The organism is Mesorhizobium sp. M0514 (assembly GCF_040321145.1).
Taxonomy (GTDB): domain Bacteria; phylum Pseudomonadota; class Alphaproteobacteria; order Rhizobiales; family Rhizobiaceae; genus Mesorhizobium.
The window spans coordinates 1-13,826 of record NZ_JAMYQZ010000079.1; the positions used below are offsets into that span (position 1 = coordinate 1).

Annotated in this window: 12 protein-coding genes and 1 tRNA gene; 7 read left to right on the plus strand and 6 right to left on the minus strand. The window is 63.0% G+C overall.

Going from position 1 to position 13,826, the window contains the following annotated elements:
• Window positions 1–37: 37 nt before the first annotated feature.
• Window positions 38–1,270 (minus strand): ABC transporter substrate-binding protein, encoded by a 1,233-nt coding sequence (locus NKI61_RS25450; RefSeq protein ID WP_023737939.1) that lies wholly within the window; start codon window positions 1,268–1,270, stop codon window positions 38–40.
• 178 nt (window positions 1,271–1,448) lie between these two features.
• On the opposite strand from NKI61_RS25450, the gene NKI61_RS25455 reads away from it, so the two are divergent.
• Genes NKI61_RS25455 through NKI61_RS25465 form a run of 3 tightly spaced genes read left to right on the plus strand, consistent with a single transcriptional unit; the run spans window position 1,449 to window position 4,219 of the window.
• The gene (locus tag NKI61_RS25455) at window positions 1,449–2,219 is read left to right on the plus strand and encodes an SDR family NAD(P)-dependent oxidoreductase (protein ID WP_023737940.1); all 771 of its coding nucleotides are present in this window, start codon (window positions 1,449–1,451) and stop codon (window positions 2,217–2,219) included.
• 2 nt (window positions 2,220–2,221) lie between these two features.
• Window positions 2,222–3,289 carry an ABC transporter ATP-binding protein gene (locus tag NKI61_RS25460; RefSeq protein WP_023742179.1) on the plus strand — a complete coding sequence of 356 codons (1,068 nt, stop codon included), beginning with the start codon at window positions 2,222–2,224 and terminating at the stop codon, window positions 3,287–3,289.
• 48 nt (window positions 3,290–3,337) lie between these two features.
• Window positions 3,338–4,219, plus strand: a complete 882-nt coding sequence (locus NKI61_RS25465; RefSeq protein ID WP_023737942.1) for a MurR/RpiR family transcriptional regulator — start codon at window positions 3,338–3,340, stop codon at window positions 4,217–4,219.
• Window positions 4,220–4,336: 117 nt separating this feature from the next.
• On the opposite strand, the gene NKI61_RS25470 is transcribed toward NKI61_RS25465, so the two are convergent.
• Window positions 4,337–4,648 carry a DUF167 family protein gene (locus tag NKI61_RS25470; RefSeq protein ID WP_023742178.1) on the minus strand — a complete coding sequence of 104 codons (312 nt, stop codon included), beginning with the start codon at window positions 4,646–4,648 and terminating at the stop codon, window positions 4,337–4,339.
• Between the two features lie 13 nt (window positions 4,649–4,661).
• Entirely contained in the window at window positions 4,662–4,952 is a 291-nt protein-coding gene (locus NKI61_RS25475; RefSeq protein ID WP_023668602.1) for a YggT family protein, read from the minus strand.
• 148 nt (window positions 4,953–5,100) lie between these two features.
• Here NKI61_RS25475 and NKI61_RS25480 point away from each other — a divergent pair.
• Window positions 5,101–5,176 (plus strand) — tRNA-Ala (locus tag NKI61_RS25480).
• A gap of 47 nt (window positions 5,177–5,223) precedes the next feature.
• Here NKI61_RS25480 and NKI61_RS25485 read toward each other — a convergent pair.
• Window positions 5,224–7,185, minus strand: a complete 1,962-nt coding sequence (locus NKI61_RS25485; protein ID WP_084558987.1) for an acyltransferase family protein — start codon at window positions 7,183–7,185, stop codon at window positions 5,224–5,226.
• 105 nt (window positions 7,186–7,290) lie between these two features.
• Window positions 7,291–7,899 carry a TetR/AcrR family transcriptional regulator gene (locus NKI61_RS25490; RefSeq protein ID WP_352841444.1) on the minus strand — a complete coding sequence of 203 codons (609 nt, stop codon included), beginning with the start codon at window positions 7,897–7,899 and terminating at the stop codon, window positions 7,291–7,293.
• A 107-nt stretch (window positions 7,900–8,006) separates the two neighbouring features.
• On the opposite strand from NKI61_RS25490, the gene NKI61_RS25495 reads away from it, so the two are divergent.
• The 3 genes from NKI61_RS25495 (at window position 8,007) to NKI61_RS25505 (ending at window position 12,563) form a co-directional block, all read left to right on the plus strand.
• On the plus strand, window positions 8,007–8,693 hold the full coding sequence (locus tag NKI61_RS25495; RefSeq protein WP_023824323.1) for a PspA/IM30 family protein: 687 nt from the start codon (window positions 8,007–8,009) through the stop codon (window positions 8,691–8,693).
• A gap of 65 nt (window positions 8,694–8,758) precedes the next feature.
• Window positions 8,759–9,046, plus strand: a complete 288-nt coding sequence (locus NKI61_RS25500) for a YiaA/YiaB family inner membrane protein (protein ID WP_023824324.1) — start codon at window positions 8,759–8,761, stop codon at window positions 9,044–9,046.
• Window positions 9,047–9,137: 91 nt separating this feature from the next.
• Entirely contained in the window at window positions 9,138–12,563 is a 3,426-nt protein-coding gene (locus NKI61_RS25505; protein WP_352841447.1) for an acyl-[ACP]--phospholipid O-acyltransferase, read from the plus strand.
• Window positions 12,564–12,611: 48 nt separating this feature from the next.
• On the opposite strand, the gene NKI61_RS25510 is transcribed toward NKI61_RS25505, so the two are convergent.
• Entirely contained in the window at window positions 12,612–13,826 is a 1,215-nt protein-coding gene (locus NKI61_RS25510) for a hypothetical protein (protein WP_352749131.1), read from the minus strand.

Consider the following 13,826-nt stretch of genomic DNA (forward strand, 5'->3'; position numbering starts at 1 on the left):
CGCCCCGTGGGGCGCGCCGGGCGCAGGGAGATACGCCCTATTTCTTGATCACGGCGTTGGCCTTGCCAGCCGCTTCCTTCAAGCCTGCCTCGGGGTCGCCGCCGAGATAGATCTTCTGCATGGCATCCGAGGTGATCTGGGCGACTTCTTCCCAGCCGGGGATGACCGGTGCAAAGCGGGCGTCGGGCAGCAGCGCGGTGAACGCTGCCAGATCGGCATTGTTGACGTAATAGTCCATCTTGGCCTCTTCCTTGTTCACCGGCAGGAAGCCTTCCCCTTGCGTGAACTTGGCGCGCTGTTCGGTGGTGAACAGGAAGTCGAGCAGCTTCCAGGCCTCATCCTTGTTCTTGGAATTCTTGAACATGATGATGGAATCGGTGACGCCGTACGTGCCGCGCGCGCCGGTCGGTCCGGCGGGGATAGCGGCCACGCCATATTTCAGGTTCGGCGCCTCGTCCTTGATCTGGTTGGACAGGAAGGGCGCGGTGATCATCATGCCGACCTTGCCCTGCTTGAACAGGTTCTGGACGTCCTCGCGGTTGTTGGAGGTGACGCCGGGTTCCGTCAGGCCTTCGTCGATCATCGACTTGTAGAGCTTGGCGGCTTCGAGCGCGCCCGGCGTGCCGAGGCCCGACGTGCCATCCTTGTTGAGAATCTCGGTGCCTTGCGACCACATCGCATAGTAGTAATAGACGTCGGTCTCGATCTCCTTGCCCTGCAGGCCGAAGCCGAACGTGCCGGTGCCCAGCGCCTTGATCTTGCGCGCATCCTCCTGCAACTCGGTCCAGGTTGCCGGCGGGTTGGCGATTCCGGCCTTCTCGAACAATTCCTTGTTGTAGTACATGGCGCGCGCCGAAGCCGCGATCGGCAGGCCATAGGTCTTGCCCTCCATGATCGACGGCGACAGGAAGGTGTCGATGAAGCGGTCCTTGAAGTCTGGCTTGATGTAGGCGTCGAGCGGCTCGGCGACATCCTGCTGGACGAAATCGATCAGCCAGCGGGTGCCGATGATCGACAGGTCGGCATTGGTGCCGGCGGTGATGTCGGTGGTCAGCTTCTGCAGCAGCACGTCCCACGGCACAACTTCGAACTTGACGGTGATACCCGGGTTGGCTGCCTCGAATTCCTTTTTCACCGCTTCGAAATACGGGCCGGTCTTGGCGCTGTATTCGGCGACGGTTACGCGCACCTCGCCGGCATCTGCTTGGGCGGCCAGGGCGAGCAGGCTCATTCCGGCCATCAGGCCGACAGTCCATTTTGCAAGCTTCATTCGATCTCTCCCATTTGATTGGCGCTGCGCTCTTGCGGCTTTCAGGCGGCCATGGCTTTATGTGACTTTCCTACATTATCCTTCATTTCACGCCGTGCAAGCGGATTATCCTGTTGCTTAATTACATTTCCTAAAATAGCGTTTTCCGACTATCGTGGATCCCAGGGAGGCGCGCAGGGTGGTTTCAACGGCCGAATTCGCGGGCAAGACCGTGCTGGTGACCGGCGCCGGCGGCGGGCTCGGCTCGGCTATTGTGGCGCTGCTGGCCCAACGAGGCGCGCGGGTCGTCGGCTGCGACCAGTCGCAAGATGCGTTGCGCAGCCCACACCTGGCGTCGCGTCACGCCTTCGACCTCCTCGACCGGGCTTCCATCGAGGCGGCGATACCAGCGATCCTTGAGAAAGATGGCGTTCCCGACATGCTGATCAACAATGCCGGCTGGACGCGCGCAGAGACGCTTGCCGCATTGACACCCGATAAGATTGAGCACGAGCTCGACCTCAATCTGACCGGGGTGATGCTGTTCGCCGATCCACTGATCAAGGCGATGGCCGCGCGCGGTTCGGGCAGCGTCGTCTTCATCTCTTCCGTCAACGCCATCGCCCACTTCGGCAACCCGGCCTATGCCGCAGCCAAGGCCGGCATCAATGCCTATGCCAAAGCGATCGCTGTGGAACTCGGCCGCAACGGGCTGCGCGCCAATGTCGTCTGCCCCGGCTCGATCCGCACCGCCGCATGGGACCATCGGCTGGCCAAGAACCCGGATGTTCTCGGCAAGCTCAAGCGGCTCTATCCGCTCGGCCGCATCGTCGACGCCACGGAAGTGGCCGAAGCGGTGGCCTTCCTTGTTTCGGATCGCGCATCGGGGATAACCGGCGCGGTGGTGCCGGTCGACGCCGGACTGACCGCCGGCTTCCTGCCCTTCATCGACGACATATTGGGAGCCTGACCATGACCGATGTCGAGTTCCGCGACCTGTCGAAATCTTTCGGACGCCATAAGATCCTCGAAAACATCAGCCTCGACATCAAGAGCGGCGAGTTCGTCGTGCTGGTCGGCCCTTCAGGCTGCGGCAAGTCGACCTTGCTGCGCATGCTGGCCGGGCTGGAGCCGATCACCTCAGGCGACCTCTTGATCGGCGGCGTGCGCGCCAACGATTTGCCGCCGCAACAGCGTAACATCGCGATGGTCTTCCAGTCCTATGCTCTGTTTCCGCACCTGAAAGCGGCCGACAATATCGGCTTTGGTCCCAAGATTCGCGGCGAAAGCCGCACGGCAATCGACGACAAGGTGAAAAAGGCGTCCGGCGTCCTCAACCTGTTCTCCTATCTCGACCGCTATCCCCGGGAACTGTCGGGCGGCCAGCGCCAGCGCGTCGCCATGGGCCGCGCCATCGTGCGCGAACCCTCGGTGTTCCTGTTCGACGAGCCGCTCAGCAATCTCGACGCGCAATTGCGCGTGCAGATGCGCACCGAGATCAAGGCGCTGCACCAGCGGCTGAAATCGACCATCGTCTACGTCACCCACGACCAGATCGAGGCCATGACCATGGCCGACCGCATCGTGGTGATGGACCGCGGCAAGATCCAGCAGGTCGGCGCACCGCTGGAACTCTACGACCGTCCCGCCAACAAATTCGTCGCCTCCTTCATCGGCTCGCCGTCGATGAGTTTTGTCTCCGGCGCCCTGAAGACGACGCCCGAGAAAAGCTGGTTCGAATCGGCCGGCGGAGGGCGACTGGCGCTCGGCAGCAAGACGGTGCCGGCTGGCAGCACGGTCGAGGCCGGCATACGGCCCGAACACTTCGTCATCGGCGAGGCTGTCGACGCGATGGCGATCAAGGTCGATGTCGTCGAGCCGACCGGCTCGGAAACCCATGTCTATGGCGCCATCGGCGCTGACACGGTGCGCGCCGTATTCCGCGACCGGGTTCAGGTCAAGCCGGGTGAACTGCTGCCGGTCTCGGTAGCGCCGGGCAACATCCATCTGTTCGACACGGCGACAGGCCTGCCGCTATGAGCGCCGGCATGAAAACGAAAATACGACGATGAAGACGACAACCCAGAAATGAAAACGCCGGCCGACATCATCACGCGCCTGCAGCTGATGTCGCAGGACGGCACCAAATCGGACCGCCGCCTGGCCGGTCTCGTGCTCACCGATCTCGACTTTGCCTCCAAGGCGGCAATCTCGGAAATTGCCGCGCGCGTCGGCGTCAGCGAGCCGACAGTCACCCGTTTCTGCCGCAATCTCGGCTGCGAGGGTCTGCGCGATTTCAAATTCTACCTGGCGCAGGCGATCGCCATTGGCGGCCAGTATCTATCGCCCGAACCGCTGAACCGGGACGCGCGCGAGCAGCGCATTGCGTCGGCCATCACCGAAGCGGCAATCGCCGCCATCCAGCGCGCCAGCGAAAACCTCGACATGAAGACGCTGGTGGGCGTGGCCGCGCGCATCGTCAGTTCGGGCAATGTGCTGTGCATCGGCTCCGGCGGCATTTCCTCGATGATGGCGACCGAGATGCAGAACCGGCTGTTTAGGCTGGGCGTGCCGGTGCTGGCGCAGATCGACGGGCAGTTGCAGCGCATGTATGCCGCGGTCGCTACGTCGGAGACGACGTTGATCGCGTTCTCGGTGTCCGGCTATGCTCGCTCGGTGATCGACGCCGTGCAGGTTGCCCAGCAATATGGCGCCACCACAATCGCCATCACCCCGCCGGAGTCAGCGCTCGCCAAGGCCGCCGACACTGTCGTCCAGTTCCAGTCGCTGGAGGACGGCAACATCTACAAGCCGACCTCGTCGCGCTATGCTCTGCTGTCGATCATCGACATGATCGTCACCTCCGTGGCCGAAACGCGCGGACCCAGGGTTCTCGAAAACCTGCGCCGCATCAAGCAGAGCGTGAACACGCTGAAGGTCGACGATCCGAAGTTGCCGCTGGGGGATTGAGAGTGGGGCGGAAACTGCCAATCTCCCCCCTCGTGGGGGAGATGTCCGGCAGGACAGAGGGGGGCGCTGTTCCGCCGACAGATCAAGGGGCTGCATGCCGCAACGCTGGATCTTCGATCAGCCGCTGAGCGCCCCGATACGCTGCGCCAGCACCGCCGGATCACCCCCGACACGCACGGTCTTCAGCCGCGCCGTGCCGCCTGCAATGACCGACACGACCGATGCCGGAACGCCCAGCGCCTTGGCCACCAGCCGTTCCAGCGCCGCATTGGCCGCGCCATTCTCCGGCACGGCGCGCACGCGCGCCTTCAAATGGCTGCGCCCGCCGACGGAGGTTTCGACGGCTTCGAGCCTGTCCACCGAAGACTTGGGTGTCAGCCGGATAAACAGGTCGATGCCGTCGGCGCGCAAGCGGAATGGCGCGCTCATGCCATCGTCAGGCTCACAGGACCAGCGGCGCTATCGTGGTGAGAATGAGCTGCCTGAGAAAGAACAGGAGCAGAAGCAGGATGATCGGCGAAATGTCGACGCCGCCGAGGTCGGGCATGAACCGACGGATCGGCCGCAGCGCCGGCTCGGTCAGCCGGTAGAGCATGTTGCCGATGCTGCCGACAAATTGATTGCGCGAGTTGACGACGTTGAACGCATAGAGCCAGGAAAAGATCGCCGAGGCGATGATGACCCACCAGTACAGGTCCAGCGCCATGACGATTGTTTGAATGAGGGCGAGCATGCCGGTCTCCGATTGTTGCCGACATGTAGCCATTGCGCGCCAAACCGGCAAGGGCCGGTCGCCTATAAGCACCGGGCACAAGGGATTTCGGCAAAACCCCGCCTTGACAGGAAACCGCCGCCTTCGATAAATGCGCCATCCGCTGGACGGGGCTGTAGCTCAGCTGGGAGAGCGCGTCGTTCGCAATGACGAGGTCAGGAGTTCGATCCTCCTCAGCTCCACCAGCGGATTTTTCCTGCCTGTCGACACATCTAACTTCCGAGACGTCTCGTCAAAGCCCCGCCTTCGCTGCGAGATAGGGTGCCAGGGCAAGCGAGTAGCTGGCGGTCAGATGATGACTGTCCCGCCAAACGATGATGTTGCCGACAACTGCCGGGCATAGTTGCGGTCCGCAAATGGCATCGACCATATCGATAGCGCGCACATTTTTCTGTCCCTCCGCGGCCAGCGCCAACACGTTGCTCCGCTCTATATCGCTCAGTTTGGTGACGCATTTCGTTGGCGTCGAACTCAGGCAATCGCCCGGGTCGAATTTCATATAGGGCGTGTTGCGGATGGCAACGATTTGCGAGCCGGCGTCCGTCAGCCCGCCCCAGAGACTTCGCAGCCCCTCGATCATCACGTCTTGCTGAACCGCTCCGTAATTGGACTGGCTGGTGAAGATCAGATCCGGTTTCAGCTTTAGGATCTCGGCCAGCACCTTTTCGTGCCACTGCGCGCATATGACGTTGGGTTTGCCATCCGCCGTGATGGCCACGCGGGTGAATGGGCAGGCGGATTTTGTAAAGGTAACCAGTTTGAAGTTGCGGTCCTTTGAGATCTTGTCCAGTGCCGGCACCCACTGGGCTGCATGAGAATCTCCCACCAGAACCATTGTTTTCGCACCCGTGGGATCGCCTAGAGAGCATCGTTTGGGCTCCGAGCTTTCCTCCTGGTGGCACTTCCTTGCATACACGACCGGCACGTCCCGCCTCAGCCGGGCCAGCGGCGGCAGAAGGTTCACACCGTCCGGGACCACGGCGCCGGAGACGAGAGCGGCGGGCCCAGGGTAGGAAGGCGTGCCGATCAGCGCGGTGTCGATGCGTTCGGTCTTCAGAAAGAGCAGCAGGCTGCCGGATGCGGCCACGCATGTGAGAACCGCCGCGGTGCCGTATCCCAGCGGCTTCCACCAGGCGCCGCCCCGAGCTTGCCGGTAGCGCTGCTCAACATATCGATAGGACAGATCCGATAGAAGCAGGGTCGCCGCAATCAGGCCGAAACCGCCGGCAAGGGTCAGCGAATGACCCTGCGCCTGGAAGATGGTGATCAGCGGCCAATGCCATAGATAGACCGAGTAGGAGCGATCGCCGATGAAACGAAGTAGCAAGGAATCGAGCCCACGAAACCGGCCGACTTCAACCTCGCCAGCCAGGATGACAAGCACGGTGGCCAAGGTCGGCAACAACGCACTGACACCGGGAAATGGAGTTGCAGCGGAAAACAGCAAGGCGGACGAAACGATGCCCAGGATGCCGGCAATCGCCAGCCACTGTCTAGTGAGTGCCGCCAGTCGAAACCGGTGTTCGGTCAGCACCAGCAGACCACCCAACGCCAATTCCCACAGGCGGGTATGGCTGACGAAATAGGCCTGGGCCGGACACGTTGCCGTCAAAACGACAGAGGCGACAAGCGATGCCGCGAAAATGAGCGACATCGCCCCGATCAGGCAGGCCCTCAGCGGAAGGTCACGGCGGCGCGCCAGCCAGATCACGCCGATCATGAGCACCGGCCAGACGATGTAGAACTGCTCTTCGATGGAAAGCGACCAGTAATGTTGCACCGGGCTCGGCAAGGTGTCGGCCTCGAGATAGCTGACCGCAATCGAGGCCAGCCGCCAGTTCTCGACATAAAGAGCGCTCGCCACGATCTGGTTGCCTATTTCCTCCCAGCGCGCCTTTGAGATGAAAAGCAGCGTGCCCAGCAATGCGACCAGCAGCACCAGGGTTGCTGCCGGCAACAACCGTCGCACCCGTCGCGAGTAGAATTCGATCAGTGAGACGCGACCGTCGCGCAGCGCCATCTGTGCCAGCAGGCCGGTGATCAGATAGCCAGAGATGACGAAAAAGACGTCGACGCCGACATATCCGCCAGGCAGCACAGCCGGCCATATGTGATAGACCACGACAAGAGCGACGGCCAGTCCGCGCAACCCCTGTATTTCGGGCCGAAACCGGCGGTCCTGATCGATTGTCACCGGGTATCCCCCAACAGTCTCAGCCGGCCTGGGATCAACCGGCCAGTCCGCGCCACGATCTTCATAAGGGCAGAGTGCCGTGAGGCAAGAGCCGATCGCAGCAGTTCATTCCCTTTCCGTCTCCAGTCCGCTCACCAGCGTGCCAACGAAACCCAGCAGCTCACTTTCGAGATCGGTGGACGCCAGGCCAATGAAACGGTCTTCGAGCGAGATGGCGACGATCCCATGCACGGCGGAGAACAGCGTGCGGGTCCGCGCCAGCAGCTCTGGCGTGTCCAGCGCCGGGAGCAGCTGGGCCAGCGGCTCGACCAGATGCTGGATCAGCACGGCATGTTCGGCCAGATGCCATCCGGGCACCGCCACGCCTGGCGCCATGCGATGCTCGAACAGCGCCTTCCACGCCATGCGATTGTCGCGCGCGAAAGAGAGATAGGCTTTGGCCAGAGCCCTCAGCTTGGCCCTTGGCTCGGCCGCGCCGGTCGCCTCCTGTTCCAACGCCGCCCCAAGTCTTGCCAGCGTGATCGAGTTGACGTGCAGGATGAGCTCGTCGAGGTCTGCGAAGGCGGTGTAGAGCGCGCCGAGCGCGCAGCCGGCATCGGCCGTGATGTCGCGTGCGCGCAGGCCGGCGAGCCCCGAGGCTTGAATGCGCGCGTGCGCGGCCTCGATCAGCCTGCCTTTGAGATGCTCGCGTTTGGCGTCCCGTTTTGCGGTCATTAACCTTCCTTATGCGCAAGTCATGAACAACGTTCATTTTATCCTTGAACGCCGTTCACAGTGTGCTACGTTGCGTCGTGAACAACGTTCATAGAAGAGAAACGGAAATGTTGAAACAGTTTTTTGCTCTCGTTCGCGGCCGAAGCTACGAAGCCGCCGAGGCGGTCGTCGACCGCAACGCGCTGATAATCCTGCGCCAGCAGATCCGCGATTGCGCCGACGCTATCGCGGCCGCCCGCCGGGCGGTTGCAATTGCCATCGCCCAGAACGAACAGGAAGTCGCGCAGTTCAAGAAGCTTGTCCTCCGCATCGACGATTTGGAGAAGCGCACGATCGCCGCGATCGAGCAGGGACAGAATGAACTGGCCCGCGAAGCCGCCGAAACCATCGCCATGCTGGAAGCCGAACGCGACGCCTCCGCCGAGGCGCAGAAAAGCTTCGGCACCGAGATCGAGCGTCTCAAGCGGATCATCCGCGTCTCCGAAATGCGCCTGCGCGAATTGCAGCGCGGCCAGCGCATCGTTGTCGCGGTCGACTCGACCCAGCGCCTGCGAGAAAGCGCGCCCGGCTCCAGCCTGTCGGCGCTCAGGGACGCCGAGGAGACGCTGCTGCGCCTGCGCACCAGGCAAAAGCAGATCGACGCCACCGCGGCCGCCATGGCCGAGATGGAACAGTCGGGCGATCCTGCCGCGGTCTCAGAGAAGCTTGCGGCCGCCGGCTGCGGCGCGCCGCTGAGAAGCAGCGCCGACGCCGTGCTCGAACGGCTCACGAAGACCATGACCAAGCCGGCCTGATTGTATCCAGCCTGAAACAGACCCACGCCCAACCAACCTAACCTTGAAACGAAAGGACCATATCGATGACCCCGAACACCTATTCCCTCAAGGACTCAAGCGCCTGGAAGACCTTCACCATGGCCAGTTTCGCCGTTGCCACCACAATGATGGCCGGCGGCATCTACTTCATGGAGGCGAGCTTCGCCGCCAAGGGGTTTTATGCGATGGCCGCCATCATGCTCGTGCACACCTCGATCACCATCACCAAGACGCTGCGCGACTCGGAAGAGGCAAGCCGCTTCATCAACCGGCTGGAAGACGCCAAGACCGAGAAGTTGCTGATGGATGTCAGCCGCAGTAACGAAGTGTAACCGGGTTCCCGCTAAACAAGGCTCAACGCGCAAGACCGCTGATCAATCCAGCCAGGATTTTAATCGGTCATGCCCAATGGAAGTCGCCGCTATGGAAATCGCCCCGATCAACCGACCGACAGCTCATCTGATGACGTCCAGGCGCTTTGCGCCCTTGTTCTGGACGCAGTTCCTGTCCGCCTTCAACGATAATTTCCTCAAGAACACGCTGGTGTTCCTTATTCTGTTCACGCTGGCGGCGGACCAGGCGGCATCACTGGTCACCTTGGCGGGCGCCGTCTTCATGGCCCCCTTCCTGCTCCTGTCGGCGCTCGGCGGCGAGCTCGCCGACCGCTTCGACAAGGCTCTCATAGCCAAGCGTCTGAAATTCGCCGAGATCGCCGCGGCGGGTGTCTCCGTCGTCGGCATCGCCCTGTCGTCCATTCCCGTGCTGATGACGGCGCTGTTGATGTTCGGCGTTATCTCGGCGCTGTTCGGACCGATCAAATACGGAATCCTGCCCGATCACCTCGAACGCAAGGAACTGCCCAAGGCCAACGCCTGGATCGAGTCAGCCACGTTTGCCGCGATTCTCGGCGGCACCATAGCCGGCGGCGTCGTTTCCGCCGATGGCATCGGCGTCGCGGTGTTCGGACCGATCATGGTGGCGCTCGCCGTCGGTTGCTGGCTCGTCAGCCGCTACATCCCGTCCACCGGTTCGGCGGCGCCCGACCTTGTCATCGACAAGAACATCTTCCATTCGACCTGGCGCCAGGTCGCCGAATTGCGCACCGACACGCGCATCTGGCGCGCCGGCCTGATGACGTCGTGGTTCTGGCTGATCGGCGCCATCGTGCTCTCGCTCCTGCCGGTCCTGATCAAGGATTCGCTCGGCGGCAACGAAATGGCCGTCACCGTCTACCTCGCCGTGTTCGCCGTCTCGATCGCCATCGGTTCGGCCATCGCCGCCTGGATGTCGCAGGGCCGCATCGTGCTGTTGCCGGCACCGGTCGGCACGGCGCTGCTCGCGCTGTTCGGCCTGCATCTCGCCTGGACCATCTCCGGCATGACGCCGTCGCCCCAGGCGGAAACCCTTGGCGCATTCTTCGCCGGCCCAAACACGATCCGCGTCGCCATCGACCTCGCCGGGATGGCCATTGCAGCCGCTTTCCTGGTGGTGCCGACCTTCGCCGCCGTGCAGGCCTGGTCGCCCGAAGCGCGGCGCGCCCGGGTCGTCGCCGCCGTCAGTATCGTCAATGCCGGCTTCATGACTGGCGGCGGCATCATCATGGCCCTGATCCAGACGAAGGTCTCGACCGGCGGCATCCTGTTCGGCCTCGTCGCGGCCAATGCGATTGCCGCCTGGCTGATGCTGAAATATTTGCCGACGAACCCCTTCCGTGACTTCGTCTCCATCCTGTTCCGCGCTTTCCTGCGCCTCGAAGTCGAGGGCATGGAAAACCTCAAGGCGGCCGGCAAGGCGCCGATCCTGGCGCTCAACCATGTCAGCTTCCTCGACGGTCCGCTCGCCTTGACGCTGACCGATGAGGAGCCGGTCTTTGCCATCGACTACACCATTGCCCAGGCCTGGTGGATGAAGCCGTTCATGAAACTTGCCCGCGCTTTGCCGCTCAACCCGGCCAAGCCGATGTCGACCCGCACGCTGATCAAGATCGTGCAGGGCGGCGACCCGCTGGTGATCTTCCCGGAGGGACGCATCACGGTGACCGGCGGCCTGATGAAGGTCTATGACGGCGCCGCCATGGTTGCCGACAAGACCGGCTCGATGGTTGTGCCGGTGCGCATCGACGGGCTGGAGAAGACCTACTTCTCGCGGCTGAGCTCGCAGCATGTGCGCCGCCGCCTGTTCCCGAAGGTCAAGGTGACCATTCTAGAGCCGGTCAAGCTCGAGGTGCCGCAGGAGCTGAAGGGCCGCAAGCGCCGCGCCGCGGCGGGTTCCGCGCTCTACCAGGTGATGTCGGATCTCGTTTTCCGCACCCAGGACATAGACAAGACCGTACTGGAAAAGATCATCGAGACGGCGAACGAACGCGGCATGAAACAGCTCGCAGTTCAGGATCCGGTCACCGGTTCTCTCAGCTACAGCAAGCTGCTCACGGCTGCCGCCGTGCTTGGTGAGAAGTTCCAGAACCTTTATGCCGACCAGCAGACGCTGGGCATCATGCTGCCCAACGCCAACGGCTCTTGCGCGACGCTGCTCGGCGTCATGTCCGCCGGCAAGGTTCCGGCGATGATGAACTTCACCGCAGGTGCTGCCAATATTCTGTCCGCCTGCAAGGCCGCCGAAGTCCGCACCGTGCTGACGTCCCGCGCGTTCGTCGAACAGGCAAAGCTCGGCGCTGTAGTCGAGGAACTCGGTCGCTCGGTCGACATCGTGTGGCTCGACGATCTCAGAAAGACCATCAGTCTCAAGGATAAGCTGCTCGGCTTGCTGCGCAAGTCGACGCCGCGCGCGAAACGCAAGCCCGGCGATGCGGCGGTGATCTTGTTCACCTCGGGTTCGGAAGGCACGCCGAAGGGCGTCGTTCTGACCCACCGCAACATCCTGGCCAACGCCGCCCAGGCGGCGTCGCGTATCGACTTCCATTCGGGCGACAAGGTGTTCAACGTGCTGCCGATCTTCCACTCCTTCGGCATGACCGCGGGCACGGTGCTGCCGTTGATCTCCGGCGTGCCGGTCTATTTCTACCCCTCGCCGCTGCACTACCGCCTCGTGCCGGAACTGATCTACGGCTCGAACGCGACGATCATCTTCGGCACCGACACCTTCCTCTCCGGCTATGCCCGCACCGCGCACCCCTACGACTTCCGCTCGATACGCTATTGTTTTGCCGGCGCGGAGCCGGTCAAGACAGCGACGCGCATGACCTATATGGAGAAGTTCGGCGTCCGCATACTCGAGGGCTATGGCGTCACCGAGACGGCGCCGGTGATCTCCATCAACACGCCGATGTACAATCGCTCTGGAACCGTCGGCAAGATCATGCCCGGCATGGAATATCGCCTCGATCCGGTCCCCGGCATCGACGAAGGCGGCCGGCTGTTCGTGCGCGGCCCCAATGTCATGGCCGGTTATCTCCGGGCCGAGAAGCCCGGCGTGCTCGAACCGCTGGAGGACGGCTGGCATGATACGGGCGACGTCGTTGCTATCGACGAAGGCGGCTTCATCACCATTCGCGGCCGCGCCAAGCGCTTCGCCAAGATCGGCGGCGAGATGATCTCGCTCGCCGCTGTCGAAGCGCTGGCCGGCGAATTGTGGAAGGGCTCGCTGTCGGCGGTCGCCACGGTGCCCGACGCGCGCAAGGGCGAAAAGCTGATCCTCATCACTGAGGCATCCGGCGCCACACGAGCGGAATTCCTCGCCTACGCCAAGGCCAACGGCGCCATGGACCTGATGGTCCCGGCCGAAGTGCGGGTGGTCTCAAAGGTACCGGTCCTTGGCTCCGGCAAGCTCGACTTCGCCGCCGTGACAAAAATGGTGCGCGACGAAGAGGCCTTGAAGACCAAGGCCGCCTGACCCGGCTACGGCAACGGGCCGACGCAAGAGCCGGCCCGTTCAGTATGATCAACCCTTCGCATGCCGCTGCGAGATCAGCATCGCCATGCGCTGGACTGCCCGCAGCTCCATTTCCACGCCCGGCGACGATGCCAGCGCCGGCATGTTGAGCGCCACCACGGTCAACGGCTCGAGCGTCGCCAGCAGCACATGGGTCGCCTCAAATTTCTCGAACAGCCAGGCAAGCTGCTCGCGTATATCCTGGTCGACTGGCGCCCCCGGCTGCGTATCGGCGAGCGAGCGCACGGGCTCCTGCTCCAGTGCACGGGCCAGCACCTTCAGGTCGAAATCACCGAGGTCGGCTGCCGGCAGGATCAGCGCACCGTCGACTAGGATATGGCTCTGCAGGCCGCGCAGGAAGCGCGCCGAATCGGTGAGATCACCCTCGGCCATGTGTTTCAGCAACGAGTCGCGGCGCTTCTCCGCATTGAGGCTGACGCTGTCATTGTAGATGACCGCCAGCAGCGTTGCGGAAAGCACGATCACCACGCCCTGCACACTGCCGCGCCAGCCGAGATCGTCGATGCCGCCCAGCGCCAGCCCGGCAAACATCGAACTCAGCGCAATGACGGCGAAGGCGCCGATCGTGTCGCGATGGCCGAGGCTTGCCCGCCCAAGGCCGATCGTCAACCAGCACAGGAACAGGATGGCGATGCCGCCGAGCCGCACCGGCACTTCGAACAGGCCGGGCCGATAGTCGGTGACCATGAACGGAAGGATCAGCAGCAGCGACAGCGCCATGCGCTCGACGGTGCGGTTTTCGGCCGCCGACAGGCTGTCGCGATCGCGCGTCATCACCAACCAGCCGATGGCGAGAAAACCTCCGAACTGGAAGGCAAGTAGTACCGCCATTCGCCATGGTTCAGCGAAACGTGCCGGGATCGGCGCCAGAAGGAAGAACAGCAGGGCACCGCCAGCGGCGAACAATTTGAGAGCGAACGGCGCGTGCCGGCGCAGCAGGCCTTCGGTCAGCAGCAGTGCGGCCAGCGGCAGCAGACCCGCCGCCGTGATGGTGACGAACCGGAAAAAGGCAAGACCCGTGGTCCAGTCGAGGATGCGGCAGGCAAGCAGCACTGCCAGCACCTTGAGGCCGAATAGAAAGCGCCGCGACAGCGGATCGCCCGTGTCGCGCCCGCCTATGATCGATATCACGACAAGCAGGCCAACCAGCGCCGCTAGCGAGGTGATGGTGTCGGCGACGAGCGTGCCGTCGAGGTTCATCAT

What these genes read in the sequence shown, in the direction of transcription:
- NKI61_RS25465 (WP_023737942.1), top strand. Translation starts at nt 3,338, where the DNA reads ATGAAAACGCCGGCCGACATCATCACGCGCCTGCAGCTGATGTCGCAG.
- NKI61_RS25495 (WP_023824323.1), top strand. Translation starts at nt 8,007, where the DNA reads ATGTTGAAACAGTTTTTTGCTCTCGTTCGCGGCCGAAGCTACGAAGCC.
- NKI61_RS25505 (WP_352841447.1), top strand. Translation starts at nt 9,138, where the DNA reads ATGGAAATCGCCCCGATCAACCGACCGACAGCTCATCTGATGACGTCC.
- NKI61_RS25510 (WP_352749131.1), bottom strand. Translation starts at nt 13,826, where the DNA reads ATGATGAACCTCGACGGCACGCTCGTCGCCGACACCATCACCTCGCTA.
- NKI61_RS25475 (WP_023668602.1), bottom strand. Translation starts at nt 4,952, where the DNA reads ATGCTCGCCCTCATTCAAACAATCGTCATGGCGCTGGACCTGTACTGG.
- NKI61_RS25450 (WP_023737939.1), bottom strand. Translation starts at nt 1,270, where the DNA reads ATGAAGCTTGCAAAATGGACTGTCGGCCTGATGGCCGGAATGAGCCTG.
- NKI61_RS25470 (WP_023742178.1), bottom strand. Translation starts at nt 4,648, where the DNA reads ATGAGCGCGCCATTCCGCTTGCGCGCCGACGGCATCGACCTGTTTATC.
- NKI61_RS25490 (WP_352841444.1), bottom strand. Translation starts at nt 7,899, where the DNA reads ATGACCGCAAAACGGGACGCCAAACGCGAGCATCTCAAAGGCAGGCTG.
- NKI61_RS25500 (WP_023824324.1), top strand. Translation starts at nt 8,759, where the DNA reads ATGACCCCGAACACCTATTCCCTCAAGGACTCAAGCGCCTGGAAGACC.
- NKI61_RS25460 (WP_023742179.1), top strand. Translation starts at nt 2,222, where the DNA reads ATGACCGATGTCGAGTTCCGCGACCTGTCGAAATCTTTCGGACGCCAT.